Genomic DNA, 19,197 nt, shown 5'->3' with positions numbered 1-19,197 from the left:
TAATAAGTCCCAGGCTGGAATTAGCCAGCCTGGGACTTTAGATTTATTTCTTTACTGCTTCGCGAAGCTCTTTTCCGGGACGGAATACAGGAACTTTTGTTGCTGGTATTTTAATTGGTTGTTGTGTACGAGGGTTTCTTCCCTCTCTAGCTGCTCTCTTTCTTACAGAGAAAGTACCAAATCCTACAAATTGAACTGTATCCCCCTTAGATAATGCTTCGGTTATAGTTTCTAATACAGCATTTACTACTTTAGTTGCCTCTTTCTTTGTGATTTTTGCCTTCTCTGCTACCTTTGCGATGAAATCGGCCTTTTTCATCCTTATTCACCCCCTTTCTTAATGGATTTATATCATAAGTCTATGAAGTTTTCGAAAGTTCCCAAAGTTCATTTAATTCTTTTAAGGTAAGATTTTTCCAATCTTTTCCTAACTCTTTTATCTTTTTCTCTATAAACTCAAATCTTTTAATAAATTTCTTGTTAGTTTTGCGTAATGCTTCTTCGGGTTCTATGTTTAAATGACGCGATATATTTACTATAGTGAAAAGGATATCTCCAATTTCTTCTTCTATTTTTTCTTTATTCTTGTTAGTGATTGTTTCTTCTAATTCTTTAAATTCCTCTTTTAGTTTTGGTAATATATCTTCAGTCTTTTCCCAATCAAATCCTACATGAGAAGCCTTTTCTTGAATTCTAAAGGCAGATAAAAGGGATGGCATGTTCAATGGTACACCACTTAATATACCTTTTTCTTCTTTTTCTTGACTTTTAATTTTTTCCCAATTTGTTAAAATATCTTTTACTCCATTAACTTCCACATTTCCAAAAACATGAGGATGTCTTATTATTAACTTGGTTCTTAAATTTTTACATACTTCTGCAAAACTAAATTTTTTTTCTTCCTCTCCCATAACGCTTTGCATAAGGATATGTAATAGTACATCTCCTAACTCTTCTTTTATCTTCTCAGAATTATTTTCTTCTAACCCTTCAATCAATTCATAGGTCTCCTCTAATAGATAAGGAATCAATGACTGAGGGGTTTGTTTTTGATCCCATGGGCATTCCTTTCTTACCCTCTCAACAACATTATATAATTCTATAAATTCTTTACATATATCCTCTTTTCTATTCATCGCCTTTCTTCTTATCTGTAAAAATTTGATTTTCACTAAGATTATAGCACCAACTTGAAAAAAAGCAAGTATTCAAGCTAAATTTTTCTATCTTGAATGTTTCTGAATAAGATTTTACCTATGTTCTATAAACTCATAAAAATCCTATTCATCTGTTTTTGGAAGAGGTGTTTTTGCCTCTTTTCTATAGAAAAACTGTTGTATCTCTATTAACTTTCTCCATATTACTATCCAGAGATCTTTGTCTGAAAAATCTTTTTCAATTTTTGCTTTGTTTAATTGATCTTCTAACCATTTGTTTATGACTTTGCCTCTTTTATCAGTAAGAAGTTTTTCTTCAATTTCTGCTTTTGCTTGGAAATATGGTGTTGTATAGGCCTCTTTAATTTCTGAAACCTTAGTAATATAATAACCATCTTGTGTTTTAATAGGTTTACTTATTTGATTGATTGGAAGTTTTATTGTTACTTTTTCTACTTCTTCTGGTAATGTTCCTTCTATAACAAATCCTAATTCTCCACCCTTGTCCTTTGTAGTTGTGTCTTCAGAATATTTTTTAGCTGCCTCAGTAAAGGTTATTTTATTATTTACTAAATCGTTATATATTTGGTTTGCTTTTTTCTCATCTTTTACAAGTATCAAGTGCACTTTATATTCTTTGGGATGTTCAAAAAGTTTTATGTTTTCATTATAATATTTTTTAATTTCATCCTCTGAAACTTTTTCATCCTTACCAATTTCATTCATCAATTTTCTATAAAGGAGATTTTTCTTTAATTCCTCTTTAAATGTATTTCTATCTAAACCGTATTGGGCAAGAGCCATCTCAAATTGAAGAGTATTTGGAAATTCCTTTTCTATCTCTTTTAATCTCTGTTCTACCTCTTGGTTGGAGAGACTAATCCCTCTTTTTTTAGCCTCTTCTTGTAATATCTTCCAACGAGCTAAATCTTTTATAGTTTCTTCTTTTACCTTACTTAAGAGTTTCTGTCCATCGGTTGTTGTAAAATCAATATTGTATAATATGGCATATTGGGTTTTCATAAAATTTAATCTGTCCTTGTATTCCTGTCTGCTTATGGGGATATTGTTTACTTTGATTACGGGATAGTTTTTCATCTGATGATAAACAAAGGCAACAAAAGCACCGCCTAATATAAAAAGAACAATAAATACAAGAAATACGATTTTTAGAACACTATTACCCTTCATTGCTGTTCACCTCATATCCTGTAAAGATTTTTTATAAGCAATCTGATTGCGATTATATCACAATTTTATCTTATATTGGAGAGATCTTTTAGAAAATTATAAATAAATACAAGTTTTTTGGTGATTGTTCCTTGAGGAAGAGATAGCTCTTTAATTTTTCCATCTTTTGGGTGTAATTTTAATCTTGTAGAGATTTCGATTTTTTCAATATTCATATTTTCTGCCAAGAATTTTATTTTAGAAAACAAAAAGAGATTATTTAAACTTTCAGGAATTGGTCCATAGATATCTTCCATCTCCCTCTTAATATCATCTAATTCTGAAAGGGATTTTAAGTGAGCAAGTTTCTGATAATAGTAGATACGATCACTGCTTGAGGTTATATAGTCTTCTGGTATAGAAATAGAGAAGGGATGTATTATCTTACAATTTTTTTCTTTCTCTTCTTTTTCTTGTGATTTTAATTCTTTAATGGCCTCTTCTAAAAGTTGTAGGTAGAGGTAGAATCCTACCGAGTCAATATGTCCATGTTGTTCTTTGCCTAATATTTTACCTGCTCCTCTTATCTCTAAATCACGCAATGCAAGTCTTAAGCCAGACCCCAAACTTGAAAATTCTTTTAATGCTTCCAATCTTTTTATACTTTCTTCAGATAGTTTTTTAATTGGAGCATGGAGAAAATAAGCATAAGCTTGCCTATCTGACCGTCCAATGCGACCTCTAAGTTGATACAACTGGGCAAGACCCATGTGTTCTGCATTTTCTACAAAAAGTGTATTGGCGTTAGGTACATCTATTCCTGATTCGATTATTGTGGTAGCTATAAGCACATCTATTTTTCCGTTGTAAAAATCATTCATTATTTCCGTAATCTTTTCATCTGCCATTTGACCATGAATGATACCATAAGAGGCCTCTGGAACTAATTGAGTAAGAAATTCTCTTATTTTTTCAAGTTTTGGAATATCATTGCAGACATAATATACTTGACCTCCTCTTTCTAATTCTCTTCTTATCCCTTCTTGGATGATTTGAGGATTATATTCTAATACAAAAGTTTGTATAGGTAATCGGTTTTCAGGTGGTGTTTCTAAAATAGAAAATTGCCTTATTCCTGAAAGAATCATAGAAAGGGTGCGAGGAATAGGAGTTGCAGAAAGATAGAGAATGTCTACATTGGGGTATTTCTTTTTAAAATGTTCTTTTTGCAATACTCCAAATCTATGTTCTTCATCTACTATGATAAGTCCTAAATCTCTAAATTGAACATCCTTTTGAAGGATTCTATGGGTTCCTATAATAATATCTATTTCTCCTTTTTTAATTTTTTCCAAAATTCTTTTTTGTTCCGATTTTGGTTTTAATCTGCTTAAAATCTCAATATTCACGGGAAAAACTTCAAGTCTTTCTTTAAAAACTCTCCAATGCTGAAATGCTAAAATAGTAGTGGGTACAAGAATAGCCACTTGTTTTCCATCTAATACTGCTTTAAAACTTGCTCTTAAAGCAAGCTCTGTTTTTCCAAAACCCACATCTCCAATAAGTACTCTTTCCATAGGTTTGTTCGATTCCATATCCTTTTTGATTTCGTTTAGGGCTTTAATTTGATCTTCGGTTTCAATATAAGGGAAACTTGCTTCCAGTTCTTTTTGTAGAAAATTATCTTTAGAAAAGGCAAAACCTTGAGAAATTTCCCTTTGAGCATATATTTTTAACAATTCTTCAGCAATTTCTTTAGCTGATTCTTTGACTTTTCTTTTAGTTTCCTCCCATTGTTTCGTACCAAGTTTGCTTATCTGAGGAGGAGTTTGAGAAGATGATATATACCTTTGAATAAGATGCATCTCTTCCAAAGGTACATATAAATAGCTTTTATCTGCATATTCTATAGTTATGAATTCATTCTCGATTCCTTCTATTTTTAGTTTCTTGAGACCTCTAAATATACCTATACCATAATTAACATGTACTACATAATCCCCATCTTTTAATAATGATAAATCTTTAGGTTTTAAGCCTTTTTCTGTTTTTATAACTTTTCTTTTTCTTCTCTTTCCAAAAATTTCATAATCTGTTAATACCAATATTTTTTCATTTTCCCATAAAAAGCCTTCTTTTATTTTTTCTCCTCTTAAATATTTCAAATCTATGTTTTTTAAGCGTATTTTTAATATATCTTCATGTTCAGAGGAAATGTAAATTTCCCAACCATCTTCTTTATAACTTTTTAATGTCTTTTCTAAAAAATCTCCTGTACCCTTAAATGTTGGGGGAGAGTAGATAGTAAAATTAATGTCAGGTTCATAATTGTGAAGATCTAAATATTGATATTTACCTAAATTCTCTAATAATCTTTCTTTTGTAAGAAAAAGATTAGGTGGTAACTTTTCTTTTGATGATCTTCTATTATAATTTTCTTTTCCTTTTTCCTCCCATTTTTCTAAGAGAGCTAAACTTTCTCCTAAATTTTCAAATACGATCAGGGTCTTGGAGGACAAGAAGGAGAAAATATAGTCTATTACTTCGTTATGTTTCAAGAAATATTTTTCTTCATCTAAATTTTTATCAAATTCATATAAGGGGGTTAAAATAAATTTTGTTAAATTTTTTATAGACCTTCGGTCTTCGATACTAAAAAATCTTATTGATGTTATTTCATCTCCAAAAAATTCTAATCTTATAGGATATTCAGAGGAAGATGGAAAGATATCCAAAATTCCACCTCTAACACTATATTCTCCTATTTTCTCTACTTGAGTATTCTTCTCATATTGATTTCTTTGAAGAAAATTTTCTAAAAGATTTCTCTCTATCTCTTTACCTACCTCTAAGACTATGAAATTGTTTGAGAGTTTATATTTTGAGGTTAATGGATAGATAAGAGATTTTAAAGAAGCTATAACTGTATGATTCGGATTTAATAAGAGATCAGTAAGAACCCTTAATCTTTTTCCTTCTTTTTGTACAGATCTTAAAGGTTTTTCATAAGGTAAATGAACGTAAGAAGGAAATGTTTCTAAAATATCGATCTCATTTTTTAAATCTTCCCATAATGTTAAATTTTCATCATTATTGGTAATCCATAGAATAGGCCTTTCAAGGTTAAGTAAAGATTCAAGTAGTATAGGATATATACCTTTATAAATCCCAAAAATTTTTAAGTTTTTTCCTTCATTGATAAGATATTTTAATTTATTAAACTCTTTACTTCTAATAAATTTTTCTAAAAGAGCCATCTTCTATTATAAAGATTCTGAGCCTTATCCCATCCCTCCTTTAAAATAGTATTAATTATTTCTGGCATTTTGTTTAATACTTTTGATAAGATTTTCCATTCTTCTTCTGTAAACTCTCCTAATACGTAATTTATTGTTTCAGCTTTATCTATTGGTTTTCCTATTCCAATTCTTAAGCGATAAAAATTAGAGGTTTGAATTTCTTGTATAATAGATTTTATTCCATTGTGTCCTCCATCTTTTCCATTAAACCTAATTCTTATAGATCCTAAATTGAGATCTAAATCATCTTGTACTATTAAAATTTCTTGTGGTTCAAGATTATAATTATCAAGAAAATTTTTTACTCCTTTACCGCTTAAATTCATATATGTTTGGGGCTTAACAAGGTATATTTTAGATGATTCTATAAAGCCTTCAGAAACAAAATTTAGTTCTATTTTTTCCCATTTATTAAAGGAGAAATAATCGTATAAATAATCCACTACCATAAAACCAACATTATGGCGTGTGTTTTCATATTCTTTTCCAGGATTTCCTAATCCAATTATTCCTAATCTATCCACTTTCTTTTAGAAAAACTATTCCTGCATATCCTACTACTTCTGAATAGTCTTTCGTGATATCTCCAGAAGTACTATAGTCTATAAGTACTCCCTTTGAAGCGCCTAAATATTTACTTACTGTTATTGTTACGAAAATAGGACCTGATCCACAAATACTAATATCTTCTTCTCTTACTCGATTCATAAATTCTTCTTCATCTAAATTTAATATGGCTTCTATAGCATAGAAATCTTTTTCCTTAGCTATGGTCAGAGGTTCATAATGAGAAAAGTCAGAACTTGCAATAACAAGAATTGGATCGTTAGTTTCTAATATGGCTTTATAGATGGCTATTGCTAAATCATATAATATGGGGGTTCTATAATCCACTATTGTGATGGGAACTATACTTATATTGGGGTTTAAAAATTGCAAGAAGGGAATTTGAACCTCTATAGAATGTTCATATCTATGAGCATAAAGATCTTCAATTAAATACTTAGAGTGTTTGAGTATCTTTTCAGATAAATCGTTGTTTATATCTACCTTACCTAGTGGAGTTAACCATTTACCTTCCTTATATATTGATGCAGGTGCCCCTAAGCCATTGTGGTTGGGACCTAAAATTATAACATTGTTAGGTATTTTTATGCTTGAATATACTTTACCTGCAACTTTTCCAGAGTAAATATATCCTGCATGAGGAACAACGCATCCTATGGCAGATATTTTTTCATCTGTCTTTATAATAAACTTGGATATAAGGCTTATTAGTTCTCTTTCGTCAGCAGGATAAAAGTATCCTGCTACATATGGTATTCTGTCTTTCATATGATATAATTATAACCGATTTTTGAATAAAATAGAAATTCTAAGTTTTAATATGGTTTTAAAGAAAGTTTCTTAAAATTCTATATTTAGAGAAGGGAGGATGAAAATATGTCAAGAAGGTGCGAGATTTGTGGAAAGGGACCTTGGGTAGGTTTACAAGTAAGCCATTCTCATCGTAGGACAAAAACCAGATGGCTTCCCAACCTTCATAAGGTTCGTGCTTTAGTTAATGGAAAGGTTAAAACAATAAAAGTTTGTACCAGATGCTTAAAGGCTGGAAAGGTACAGAAGGTTGTATAAGCTATGAGGGAAGAAAAAGTTAAGGATGTAATTTCTTATATTCATGAAAAGGAAAAAGAATTAGAAGCCCAAATAGAAAAGGAAAAAATAAACATAGAAATTATATTTAACAAAAAAATAGAAGAGTTTCTTTTAAAACAAGAGGAAAAGAGACAAGAATATTTAAGGGAGATAAAAGGGATAGAGAAAGTAAGAAAAGAGGAAATAGAAAGAAAGATAGCTGAGATAGCAAAAGAGTACGATTTAAAATTAAAACAACATAAAGAAAAATTGGAAGGTAACTTACCTAAAGCCTTAGATTTTCTCTTCCAAAAACTTTTAGAAGGTTGAGGAAGAAAAAATGATTTTAGATGTAGAGAAATTTTGGTTAATTGTTCCTAAGAATGAAGAGAGTATATTGAGAGATATATTCAAAGAGTTCCCCCGTATCCATTGGGAGAAATTAGGAGATGAGGAGACCCCAGAAAAAGGAAACCCATATGATAACGAAATTTCAAGAATAGAGGATATACTAAGGATTATAAATATATTTTATCCACAAAAAAAGGGTTTTTTAGAAGCTTTTTTTGCTGGTAGAGAGGAAATTTCTGAAGAAGAGTTTGAAAAATTAAGGAGTGAGGTCTCCTTAGAAAGTTTATATAAGGAAGCAAAAAGTTTAGAAAAAAAGCTTTCAGTAATAGAAGAAAAAGAGAAAATTTTGACTGCTTTGTATGAGGAAACTAAATATTGGGAATTTCTGGATTCAGAATTAAATTTTCCCAGAACCTTTAAGCGATTTAACCTGTATAGCGGAAGTTTTAAAAAGGATGATTTTTCCGAGTTTGTGAGGGAAGCAAGTGATATATTAGAGGAAAGTTGGTATAAGTATTTTGAAATAAACGGTGAAGTAAGGATAGTTATCCTTATACCTAAGGATAAAATATTCTATTTTGAATCCCTGTTAACAAAATATAATTTTGAGAATAAAAGAATCCCTTATTTAAAACATTATCCAAAAACTGCCCTTGAGAAGATAAGTAATTTTCTAATAAAATTAAAAAAAGAACTTTCCGAACTTTTTGAGAAGGCTAAAGATCTATATACTAAAAAGAAAAACATACTTGCCTGGTATGATTATTACCTTTCTAAGGTAGGAGAGTTAGGTTATAAAGAGTATTCTTATAGAAGTAAATATTTTTCTGTTTTTTCTGGTTGGATACCTAAAAAGGATAAAAACGAATTTCTAAATATTGTTAAAAAAAGACTTACCGATTTTGGCTTTGAGAGTAGAGATCCATTACCCGATGAGGATCCACCTGTACTTTTAGATAATCCTAAATTTATAAAACCCTTTGAATTTTTAACGAAGCTTTATGGACTTCCTCCTTATGGATTTATAGATCCTACTCCCTTTATGGTACCTTTTTATATGTTATTTTTTGGTATTTGTTTGGGGGATGTGGGTTATGGACTTCTTTTACTCATCTCTACAATATGGATAAAGAAAGTTTATAAACCCGAAGATGAAACTAAGGAATTGTTGGATTTATTAACTATTCTAAGTTTCCCATCTATTTTAGTTGGTATAATTACTTGGAGTTTTTTTGGTAATCAGATATTTTTAGGTCCTGACGGTAAATTTATAGGGATATTCCCTATTATAAATCCAAGTCAGGACTTAATAACCGCTTTAGGAATTGCACTTCTCATTGGTGTAATATCTCAATTTTATGCTTTAATTTTAAGATTTATTTCTTGTTGGAGGGTAAAGGATTATAAAGGGGCTTTTTATGATGCTGGACTTTGGATACTCTTTTTAGGATCAATCCTTATATATTTTGGAGGAAATGCACTAAAAATAAATATTCCATACTTACAAATATTTAAATATCTAATTTGGTTAAGCTTGATAGGTCTTGTGTTAACTCAAGGAAGGGATAATAAGGGTGTAGCAAGATTTATTGTGGGATTAATTAGTATATACGGAATATTAGGTGGATATGGCTTGACCTCATTTGTTGGAGATATTCTTTCCTATTCAAGACTTTTTGCTTTGAACTTAGTGGGTTCAATATTTGGTTTCGTGATAACACAACTAGCTAATATGATTAAAGGGATTCCAGTTTTAGGTTTTATATTGTTGCCATTAGTATGGGTTTTCGGCCAAGTATTAAATTTTGTTTTAAGTGCTCTTTCAGCCTTTGTTCATTCTACCAGATTGCAATTTTTAGAAATGTATGGAAGGTTCTTTGTTGATGGTGGCAGAAGGTTCTCTATTTATAGAGTGGAAGGTAAGTATTTTAAATTAAAGAAACAATCTAATGGGAGGTAAGAAGTATGTTGGGTTTAGCAATTGCCCTTATAGGCGCTGCTTTAGGTGCTGGTCTTGCAGCAGCAGGTTCTGGTAAAGGAGTTGGTATTGCTGGTGAGGCCGCAGGAGGAGTATTAGCAGAAAAACCAGAGCTTTTTGGTACTGTTCTTATACTACAAGCTCTTCCTGGTACACAAGGATTTTATGGATTTATAGGAGCATTTCTTATTTTAATGAGGCTTGGGCTTCTTGGGGGTAATGTCCCTAATTTAACCCTTGAGCAGGGGCTTATGGTTTTTGCTGTAAGTATTCCTCTTATGATTGGTGAATTTGTGAGTGGAATTTGGCAGGGTAGAGCAAGTGCCGCAGCATTGCAAATGGTAGCCCAAAAACCACAAACTTCTGGTCAGGCTATTATTATTCCTGCTTTAGTTGAAACCTACGCTATTCTTTCTTTAATTACCTCAATAATATTCTTATTCTTTGGAGTGAAGATCTAATGTCTATAGAGAAAGTATTAGAAAGGCTTGAAAAAGAAAAAGAATTTAAAATTGAAGAGTTAAGAGAGAAGAAGGAAAAGGAATTTACTGATTTTGTGACAAAAAAAGAAAAAGAGTTTGAAGAGTGGAAGGAACAGATTAAGAGAGAGTTGGAAAATAGATTGAAGAAAGAGGAAGAGACTTTAACGTCTCAGATTAAACTGAAGTATTTAACTGAATCAGCTAAGATTGAGACTGAAGTTGTATACAATTTGAAATCTGAACTTTTAAAAAGAGTAAAGAAGCTTTCAAAAGATAAGTATACAGACATATGGAGATCTATTTTATTAAGGGAAAAGATTAATGAGGGTAGTATTTTGTTGACAAAGGGCGAAGATAGTCTGGATATTGAAACTCTCTCAAAGGAATTTAATCTTATACTGAGAGAAGAAAGAGTTGAAGGGATGGGTGGATTTATAATTGAAAAAGGAAATGTGATTATAGATCTTACCTTAGACACAATTTTGGAAGAGCTTGTGAATAATAATATTCTTGATATTGCTAAAATATTGCGTGGTGAAATGTAATTATGTATGCAGAATATCTATTTTTATCTACAAATTTAAAGGCTAAGTTTCCTAAATTCATAGATAAAGCAACATGGGAGCAGTTAATAAATTCCTCTATAGAAGAGTTAGTTGATTTTTTAAGGAATAATAATTATGGGAGCCTTTTAGAAGGATATGTGGGAATTATAAAAATTCTAAACGACGATCTTAAAAACATAAGGATGACTGTTAAGTCTCCATATTTAGATCTTATGCTTTTTGATTTAATGGTTCATGATGTAAGGGCGAATTTATTAAAGAGTAATATACAACAGGATTTTTTAGGGACCTTTGATGTCAAATATGGCGCTGTTTATGATCAATTAAAAAAGAGAATATTAGATAGAGCGTTTAGATTTTGGCAAGATACTAATGATTTAAACCTCTTAAATATATATATCGATTTGGAGGTAGTAAAGTATTCACAAGAGCTTACAAAAAATCTTAGTTTGCCTAATATTAAGAAATTTTGGGAATTAAGGACAGATCTTTATGTTTTAAAGATTATTTCAAGACTTCAAAGATTAAATATAAATATAGATATATTTAAAAAATATGGTATAAATCTGAGTTCTATTGAATCTTTTCATGAGAAAACATCTGGGATTTATCAAGAGGTTTTAAAAGAGGCTGAAAATGTTGACTTTGACTTTTTGATTAAAAAATATCTTTTAAATTATATGACAATGAATTTTAAAAATGTGATTAGTGGTCCTGAAGTTGTTATTTTTTATTTCTATAACAAATGGTGGGAATTAGAAGATTTAATTCTCCTTTTAGAGAGTAAAAAGAATAATATTCCAAAAGCTTTTTGGGAAAGAAGGTTGTTGAAGACAAATGCTTGAAGGTAAAATTGCTATTATAGGTTTGGAAAGTTTGGTAGAAATATTTAAGATATACGGTGTAGATGTTTTTCCTGTAAAAAATGAAAAAGAAGCCTTTGATGTTTTTAATAGATTATCTGATAAGGAATATTCTTTGATTATAGTTTTGGAAAGTGTTTCTGGAAAGATTTTAGAAAATGTAAAAGATAAGATTCCTCTTATTTTACCCGATACATTTTCACAACGAAAATTAGGGGAAGAGATTTTAAGAGATATGGCTGAAAAAGCCTTAGGAATAGATATACTTTCTGAAGGAGAGGGATAGTAATATGGAAGGAAAGATAGTTAGAGTTGCAGGTCCTTTAGTTGTAGCGAAAGGGCTTGCAAATGTTAAGATGTATGAGATGGTAAGGGTAGGAAACTTAGAGCTTTTTGGTGAAATTATTGGTTTGGATAATGATTTAGTATATATTCAAGTATATGAAGAAACTCAAGGGATAGGACCAGGAGAGCCCGTATATGCATTAGGTGAGCCTCTTTCTGTTGAACTGGGACCTGGAATTATTGGTCAGATTTATGATGGAATCCAAAGGCCATTAAATAGATTGGCCGAAATTAGTGGAGATTTTTTAAGTAGAGGACTTTCTTTCCCAGCCTTAGATAGAAACAAAAAGTGGAATTTTGAGGCAAGAGTCAAGGTAGGGGATTATGTGGAAGGTGGAGATATATTAGGAGTTGTGCAAGAAACATCAGCATTACAACATAGAATTTTAGTTCCTCCTAAGCTAAAAGGGAAAATTTTAGAAATTAAAAATGGTAGTTTTACGGTAGATGATACTATAGGAATATTAGAGGAAGAGAATGGGGATAAAGTAGAATTAAAGTTAATGCATAAATGGCCAGTAAGATACCAGAGACCTGTTAAAGAAAAGCTTCCTCCTCAAATACCTTTGATAACAGGACAGAGGGTATTGGATACTTTCTTTCCATTGGTAAAAGGTGGTACCGCTTGTGTTCCTGGACCTTTTGGAAGTGGAAAGACAATTATTCAGCACCAATTAGCTAAATGGGCAGATGCAGAAGTTGTAGTTTATATTGGTTGTGGTGAAAGAGGGAATGAGATGACCGAAGTGTTGATAGAATTTCCTGAGTTAAAAGATCCTCGAACAGGAAAACCATTAATGGAAAGAACAATTCTCATAGCAAATACATCTAATATGCCAGTAGCAGCAAGAGAGGCTTCTGTATTTACAGGTATTACAATAGCAGAATACTTTAGAGATATGGGATATCATGTAGCATTAATGGCTGATTCCACATCACGTTGGGCAGAAGCAATGAGAGAGATTTCTGGAAGACTTGGAGAAATGCCAGGAGAAGAAGGTTATCCTGCTTATTTAGCCTCTCGAGTAGCAGGATTTTATGAAAGAGCAGGCTTAGTAAGATGTTTAGGAAAAGATGAAAAGATAGGTTCAGTAAGTATTATAGGAGCCGTGTCTCCTCCTGGGGGAGACTTATCTGATCCTGTTGTACAGGCCACATTGAGAGTTGCTAAAGTATTCTGGGGACTAGATGCAAGACTTGCCTTTAGTAGACATTTTCCTGCAGTAGATTGGCTTGTAAGTTATTCTTTATATTTGGAGCCTGTTAGTAAGTATTGGAGAGAAAAAATAGCTGAAGATTATTATGAATTAAGGCAAAAAGCTATGGCAATTCTACAAAGAGAAGCGGAACTTCAAGATATTGTAAGATTAGTAGGAATGGAAGCTTTATCACCTCAAGATAGATTAACTTTAGAAACGGCAAGATCTATAAGAGAAGATTTCTTACATCAAAATGCACTTCATGAGGTTGACACCTATACTTCATTGTATAAGCAATATCTTATGCTTAAAAACATAATGAATTTTCATAATGTAGCTTTAAAGTTAATAGAAGAAGGTTATCCTTTAGAGGATATTTTAAGAATGCCAGAAAGGGAAAAGATAGCCCGAATGAAATTTATACCAGAGGATAGGAGGAAGGAGTTAGAAGATCTACTTTTTGAGGTTGCTCAGAAGTTGCGTGGTATAAAGGAGGGGACAAAGGAATATGCTTAAAGAATATACCTCTGTATCAAAAATAAGTGGACCTTTAGTTTTGGTGGAGAATATAGAAAATGTCAAATATGGAGAGGTTGTTGAAGTAAAGCTTTCTAATGGAGAAATAAGACAGGGGCAAGTTCTCGAAGCTCAAGAAGGTGCTGCTTTAGTGCAGATGTTTGCAAGCACACAAGATTTATCTTTAAAAGGTATGAGAATTAAGTTTTTGGGGCACGTTCTTGAAATAAATCTTTCTCCTTCTCTCCTTGGAAGAACTTTTGATGGTCTGGGGCGTCCAAGAGACGGTGGTCCTGAGATCATTCCTCATAAGAGGATGGATATAAATGGTAGTCCAATTAATCCTTATTCTCGAGCCTATCCATCGGAATTTATTCAAACTGGTATCTCTGCGATAGATGGAATGAATACTATTGTACGTGGACAGAAAATTCCTATATTTTCAGGATCTGGACTACCCCATGCTACATTAGCGGCACAAATAGCGAGACAAGCAAGACTCTTGAATGAGGAAGAAAAATTCGCAGTAGTTTTTGGAGCTATGGGTATTACTTTTGAAGAAGCTAATTTCTTTATAGAAAACTTTAAAGAAACGGGAGCTCTTGAAAGAAGTGTTCTTTTTATAAATCTTGCCAATGATCCAGTTATAGAAAGAATTGCAACCCCAAGATTTGCGTTAACCTGTGCTGAATATTTAGCTTTTGACTTAGACATGCATGTTTTAGTCATATTAAGTGATATGACCAATTATGCAGAAGCATTAAGAGAGGTATCAGCTGCAAGAAAAGAAGTCCCAGGAAGAAGAGGTTATCCAGGTTACCTTTATACAGATCTTGCCACATTATATGAAAGGGCAGGAAGAATTAAAGGTAAGAAAGGATCTATCACTCTACTACCTATTCTTACCATGCCAGAAGATGATAGAACTCACCCTATACCAGATCTCACAGGTTATATTACGGAGGGTCAGATATTCCTAAGTAGAGAACTTTACAGAAGAGGAATTTATCCACCTATAGATGTTCTTCAATCTTTATCAAGGCTTATGAGAGGTGGAATAGGAGAAGGAAGAACAAGAAAAGATCATGGTGATCTTTCTAACCAGCTTTATGCCGCCTACTCACGTGGATTAGAGGCTAAAGAGTTAGCGGTAGTTTTAGGAGAAGCAGCCCTTACTGAAGAGGATTTGCAGTTTTTAGAATTTGCAGAGGAATTTGAGGATAAATTTATAAGACAAGGTGAATATGAAAATAGAAGTATATTTGAGACCTTAGATTTAGGTTGGAAGCTACTTAGAAAATTGCCAAGATCCAGTCTCAAGAGAGTGAGACCTGAATATCTTGATGAATTCTGGGGGAAGGAAGATGCCTCTTAGAGTTAATCCTAACCGAATGGAACTTTTAAGACTTAAAAAAAGACTTGCTATTGCGAGGAGAGGGCATAAATTGTTGGAAGATAAATTAGAAGGTTTGATCCAAAGATTTATGGAAGAGATACAAAGCTATAGAACTTTAAGAGAACTTACAGAGGAGAAATTTTTAGAATTCTTGGCTCTCGGAGGTATTGTATATATAAAAACTTCTGGGCCTATATGGGATTTACTTGTATTTATGAATGATGGAAAAAGTCTTTTGTACCAAAAATATGAAAAGAAGATGAATATTCCTGTTAAGGAACTATCAATTTCTAACCTTTATTTTCCATCTTATAGCTTGATAGAAACTCCTGCTGATTTAGACGAGCTTTCACGTTTATGGTCTGAATTGTTAGATGAATTAGTGGCTTTAGCTAATAAAGAAAGATATATTCTTTCTCTTCTTCAAGAGATAGAGAGGACCAAGAGAAGAGTTAATGCCTTAGAATATAAATTGATTCCTCAAATTGAGGAAACCATAAAACTTATTACAGTTAAGTTAGAAGAACTAGAAAGAGGAAATTTCTTTAGGTTGTTAAGATTAAAGGAATCATAAATGGAAAATAAATTGGCTTGGAGAGAAATTGATTTATCTGCTCTTTTAAATAATTTAAAGATTATAAAAGAAAAAGTAGGAGAAAAAGTTGAAATAATAGCTGTAGTTAAAGCTGATGCTTATGGGCATGGAGCAAAAGTAGTATCAAGATTCTTGCAAAAAGAGGGAATTAAAAAATTTGCTGTTGCTCACATAGAAGAAGGAATTGAGTTAAGAAACATAGGTATAACTGGGGAGATATTAATTTTATCTCCCCAGCTTTATTATTCTATTCCTTATTTTTTTGAATTTAATCTTATTCCATTAGTTTCGGATTTGTTTTTCTTAGAGGAACTTGGTAAATACGCTAAGAAATTAGGAAAGAGATTAAAATTTCATCTTGCTATAGATACAGGCATGGGCAGAGAAGGTATACTTCCTACTGATATAGATAAAATAAAGGATATATTAAGTAAATATCCTGAACTATATTTAGAGGCTTTGTCTACACATCTTTCTACTCCAGAAAACAAAAAGGATCCTTATAATATATTTCAAAAGGACCTTTGCCAGAAAATATATAATGATCTAAAAAATTATCATGATGACATATATTTTCATGTATCCAATACAGGGGGAATTTTTAATTTTCCAGAACTACATTATCAAGCTGTAAGACCTGGTATCTCTTTGTATGGATATGGAGATAAGAAATTAAAGCCAGTTATGGAAGTCAAAGCGAGGGTTACTTTAATAAAAGAGGTACCTGCAGGATGGGGAATAGGTTATGGACATACATATATTACACAAAAAAATATGGTTTTGGCACTTATTCCTATAGGATATGCTGATGGATATAGAAGAGAACTATCAAATAAGGCTAAAGTTATAATAAAAGGTGATTTTTTTAAAGTTGTAGGAAGGATATCAATGGATCAATTTACAGTAAATGTTACGGATAAGGATATAAAAGCGGGTGATTTGGTAACAATTATGGGAAAGGAAGGAGATAAAATAATAGATGCTCAAGAACTTTCTATTCTTTCGAATACTATTCCTTATGAAATATTAACAGGGTTTGGTTCTGCAAAGAGGCTATGCAGTGTTTATAAATTTAATGGAGAAATTTTAAAGGATCCTATTGAGGAGCTTGGTTTATAATTTCATTTATAAGTTTTATTTCATCATGTTTATCTTTTATCTCATTATTAAAATGTTTCAAAAATAATAATTTTAGAGTTTCTCCTATTTTTCTTCCTCTAATACCAAGGCTAAGTAGTTCTTCTCCAGTTATATATGGTACTTTTTTCTCTTTTAGAAGTTTTATTCTAAGAATTTCTTTTTTTCTTTTTGCATTGACAGAAATAAGAAGTAATATGTGTATTGGAAGTTCATAGAGGAAAAGAATGTCTTTTTCATTAAGTATCTCTTTTTCCATGTATCTTTTCAGTATAGAGAAATAATATATGGTTTTTTTAGAAAAATGTAATTCTTCTAACCATATTGTGCCATCTTTTTCGTCGGCATTTGAAATTATATCTAAGACTTGAATTTTATAATTTTCAGGATACTCTTTTCTTAAAATATCAAGTGTTTTCTCTATATTCTTTGGAAGATTTTTAATTGGAAATATTTGGTTTATAGCATTTAATTCTTCCAATCTTCTCAATACTTTTACTGGTTCTTTTTCGTTTAAGATTAGAATTATTTCTTCTCTTAATCTTTCTTTTCCAATCTTTTTAAGAAATCCATGCTCTATGGCTTCTTTCAATAATGAAAATGTTTTTTCTTCAAAGGAAAAGGAAAGTCTTACTTCTAATCTTATTCCTCTAAGAATTCTTGTTGGATCTTCTATAAAACTTAAATTATGGAGAACTCTTAATTCTTTTCTTGTAAGATCTTCTAATCCCCCATAAAGATCTATGATTTCTCCAAAATTTTCTTCATTTAAACTCATTGCTAAAGCATTTATCGTGAAATCTCTTCTTTTTAAGTCTAACCAAAAAGAACTTCTCTCTACCTTTGGGAGGCTTCCAGGTTCCTCATAATATTCAGTTCTTGCAGTAGCGATATCTATTCTCTTTCCATCTATGACAATTTCGGATGTTCCAAATTCATCATGAACTTTCACTTTTCCAGTCCATTTATCCATTATTTTTGATATAACGATATTTATATCTCCTTCTACTACTAGATCAAGATCGTAATTAGGTATTCCCAATAAAAGATCCCTTACAAAACCTCCAATGGCATAAATAGAAATGTTATACTGTGATGTCAAATTTCTCAATTCTTCTAAAATCTCTTTCCAAGGCGAATTTTTTATTTTCTCTTCTTGGATCTGAAATATACTTCCTAAAGGTGCATAAGTTTGTGATTTCAAAAATCTAAACTTTAATATATCTTGTCTTGTAATAATTCCTACTATCTTGCCATTTTCTACTACAGGAACTCTTCCGATATTTTTTTCTACTAAAATTCTTTCTATTTCAGAGATAGATGTTTCAGGTGTGACAGTTATTACTGGTTTTGACATAAAAGATTTGACCTTTCTTTTTGTTAGTTTTAAATTTATTGCTTTTTCTACATCTCTTCTACTTATAATTCCTATAAGCTTGCCATTTTCCTCAACACATAATCCACCATAACCATATTTCATCATTATTCTGAAGGCCTCACGAATGCTTGTATCTGATGTTATTGTGACTACTGGATAGGACATTATATCTTTTGCAGTAAAATCTTTAGGTAAAGAAATTAGTAATCTTTCTTTTAAAAAATTTTCAAGGTCGTCAAGCTCTATGCTATTGCTATTCAGTACTACAGTAGTAGCACTTTTATGTCCTCCCGGATTAAATTCTTTCAAGATATCTCTAAGATCGATGTTGGGAAGTCTTGTTCTTCCTAATACATAAATTTTTTCCTTTACTTGAAGTAATATGAAAAGAATATCTCCTTCTTTTTCATCCAAAACTTTATGAGCCAATATAGAGAGACCTTCTATATATTTTTCCTTTTTTAACTTGCTTATAACAACCTTATAACCTCTTATAATTTCCTCTTTTGAGTTCTGTAAAAGTTCATCAAGAAATTCTTTTTGCTCGTCGGTTAATTTTTCGTGTAAATAATAGTTTATGATGTTTAAATCAGCACCTCTTTCTAAAAGAATGCTGGCTATTTTTAAATCTTTTGGAGTAGTATTTGCAAAGGTAAAATTCCCTGTATCCTGGTAAATTCCAATTAGAAATATGGTAGCTTCTATGGGATCTATAGGAATTTTATTTTCTATTAGTTTTTCTACTAATATGGTGGTGGTGGACCCAGTTCTTTCTATGATTTCAGTATTTCCTTTTATGTCTCCACTTTCATGATGGTCGTAAATTTCTATAATATAATTTCCTTCTTTGAATATTTCTTGAATATTTTTATCTATTCTGTTTACGTAATGGTTATCTACTAATATGATCTTTTCTATATTGTCTTTGTTTGAAATAATATACTCGTAGTTTTCTTGAAACCTAAGGATATCCTTGTATAATAAATAGAATTCATAAACTTTTCTCTCCATGCTTTTGCTTGTATAAGCTATGGCTTTTGGGTATAGTTTTTTTGCAGCATAGAGAGAGGATAAGGCATCAAAATCTAAGTAGTTATGAGAAAGAATCAATTGAATTTTTTCCTTCATAA

Annotated in this window: 18 protein-coding genes; 11 read left to right on the top strand and 7 right to left on the bottom strand. The window is 31.3% G+C overall.

The window, feature by feature from the left end:
- Nucleotides 1–43 precede the first annotated feature (43 nt).
- The 6 genes from ACY3JM_RS08010 to ACY3JM_RS07985 all read right to left on the bottom strand — a co-directional run bounded on the left by ACY3JM_RS08010 (nt 44) and on the right by ACY3JM_RS07985 (nt 6,961).
- The gene (locus ACY3JM_RS08010) at nt 44–319 is read right to left on the bottom strand and encodes an HU family DNA-binding protein (RefSeq protein ID WP_463083527.1); all 276 of its coding nucleotides are present in this window, start codon (nt 317–319) and stop codon (nt 44–46) included.
- Between the two features lie 40 nt (nt 320–359).
- On the bottom strand, nt 360–1,172 hold the full coding sequence (gene mazG / locus ACY3JM_RS08005) for a nucleoside triphosphate pyrophosphohydrolase (protein WP_463111249.1): 813 nt from the start codon (nt 1,170–1,172) through the stop codon (nt 360–362).
- Between the two features lie 108 nt (nt 1,173–1,280).
- Nucleotides 1,281–2,348, bottom strand: coding sequence for a peptidyl-prolyl cis-trans isomerase (locus ACY3JM_RS08000; RefSeq protein WP_463083529.1), 1,068 nt, complete (start codon nt 2,346–2,348; stop codon nt 1,281–1,283).
- Nucleotides 2,349–2,413: 65 nt separating this feature from the next.
- Nucleotides 2,414–5,584 carry a transcription-repair coupling factor gene (gene mfd / locus ACY3JM_RS07995; protein WP_463111248.1) on the bottom strand — a complete coding sequence of 1,057 codons (3,171 nt, stop codon included), beginning with the start codon at nt 5,582–5,584 and terminating at the stop codon, nt 2,414–2,416.
- The gene (pth, locus tag ACY3JM_RS07990) at nt 5,572–6,150 is read right to left on the bottom strand and encodes an aminoacyl-tRNA hydrolase (RefSeq protein ID WP_463083531.1); all 579 of its coding nucleotides are present in this window, start codon (nt 6,148–6,150) and stop codon (nt 5,572–5,574) included. Before pth ends, mfd begins: the two co-directional genes overlap by 13 nt.
- Nucleotides 6,143–6,961, bottom strand: a complete 819-nt coding sequence (locus ACY3JM_RS07985; RefSeq protein ID WP_463083532.1) for an MEMO1 family protein — start codon at nt 6,959–6,961, stop codon at nt 6,143–6,145. Before ACY3JM_RS07985 ends, pth begins: the two co-directional genes overlap by 8 nt.
- A 108-nt stretch (nt 6,962–7,069) precedes the next feature.
- On the opposite strand from ACY3JM_RS07985, the gene rpmB reads away from it, so the two are divergent.
- Genes rpmB through alr form a run of 11 tightly spaced genes read left to right on the top strand, consistent with a single transcriptional unit; the run spans nt 7,070 to nt 16,671 of the window.
- A complete protein-coding gene (gene rpmB, locus ACY3JM_RS07980) occupies nt 7,070–7,261 on the top strand; it encodes a 50S ribosomal protein L28 (RefSeq protein ID WP_148806697.1) in 192 nt (63 codons plus the stop codon).
- A gap of 3 nt (nt 7,262–7,264) precedes the next feature.
- Complete coding sequence (locus ACY3JM_RS07975) at nt 7,265–7,591, top strand: chromosome partitioning protein (protein ID WP_463083533.1); 327 nt, start codon at nt 7,265–7,267, stop codon at nt 7,589–7,591.
- Nucleotides 7,592–7,601: 10 nt separating this feature from the next.
- A complete protein-coding gene (locus tag ACY3JM_RS07970; RefSeq protein ID WP_463083534.1) occupies nt 7,602–9,572 on the top strand; it encodes a V-type ATP synthase subunit I in 1,971 nt (656 codons plus the stop codon).
- A gap of 5 nt (nt 9,573–9,577) precedes the next feature.
- On the top strand, nt 9,578–10,051 hold the full coding sequence (locus tag ACY3JM_RS07965; RefSeq protein ID WP_463083535.1) for a V-type ATP synthase subunit K: 474 nt from the start codon (nt 9,578–9,580) through the stop codon (nt 10,049–10,051).
- A complete protein-coding gene (locus ACY3JM_RS07960) occupies nt 10,051–10,617 on the top strand; it encodes a V-type proton ATPase subunit E (RefSeq protein ID WP_463083536.1) in 567 nt (188 codons plus the stop codon). Before ACY3JM_RS07965 ends, ACY3JM_RS07960 begins: the two co-directional genes overlap by 1 nt.
- Before the next feature lie 2 nt (nt 10,618–10,619).
- Nucleotides 10,620–11,483, top strand: a complete 864-nt coding sequence (locus ACY3JM_RS07955) for a V-type ATPase subunit (RefSeq protein WP_463083537.1) — start codon at nt 10,620–10,622, stop codon at nt 11,481–11,483.
- Nucleotides 11,476–11,787 (top strand): V-type ATP synthase subunit F, encoded by a 312-nt coding sequence (locus ACY3JM_RS07950; protein ID WP_463083538.1) that lies wholly within the window; start codon nt 11,476–11,478, stop codon nt 11,785–11,787. The genes ACY3JM_RS07955 and ACY3JM_RS07950 overlap by 8 nt, the downstream gene beginning before the upstream one ends.
- A gap of 4 nt (nt 11,788–11,791) precedes the next feature.
- Nucleotides 11,792–13,561 (top strand): V-type ATP synthase subunit A, encoded by a 1,770-nt coding sequence (locus ACY3JM_RS07945; RefSeq protein WP_463083539.1) that lies wholly within the window; start codon nt 11,792–11,794, stop codon nt 13,559–13,561.
- On the top strand, nt 13,554–14,936 hold the full coding sequence (locus ACY3JM_RS07940) for a V-type ATP synthase subunit B (RefSeq protein WP_463083540.1): 1,383 nt from the start codon (nt 13,554–13,556) through the stop codon (nt 14,934–14,936). Before ACY3JM_RS07945 ends, ACY3JM_RS07940 begins: the two co-directional genes overlap by 8 nt.
- The gene (locus ACY3JM_RS07935) at nt 14,926–15,531 is read left to right on the top strand and encodes a V-type ATP synthase subunit D (protein WP_463083541.1); all 606 of its coding nucleotides are present in this window, start codon (nt 14,926–14,928) and stop codon (nt 15,529–15,531) included. Before ACY3JM_RS07940 ends, ACY3JM_RS07935 begins: the two co-directional genes overlap by 11 nt.
- Nucleotides 15,532–16,671, top strand: a complete 1,140-nt coding sequence (gene alr / locus ACY3JM_RS07930; RefSeq protein ID WP_463083542.1) for an alanine racemase — start codon at nt 15,532–15,534, stop codon at nt 16,669–16,671.
- Here the strand turns inward: alr and ACY3JM_RS07925 are convergent.
- Nucleotides 16,649–19,195: a CBS domain-containing protein gene (locus ACY3JM_RS07925; protein ID WP_463083543.1), complete on the bottom strand. Its 2,547-nt coding sequence runs from the start codon at nt 19,193–19,195 to the stop codon at nt 16,649–16,651. The genes alr and ACY3JM_RS07925 overlap by 23 nt on opposite strands.
- Between the last annotated feature and the right edge of the window lie 2 nt (nt 19,196–19,197).

The sequence above is a fragment of the Dictyoglomus sp. SSW genome, from assembly GCF_055181335.1.
The sequence above is the reverse complement of the archived record's forward strand: the minus strand, read 5'-3'. Positions and strand labels throughout refer to the sequence as shown.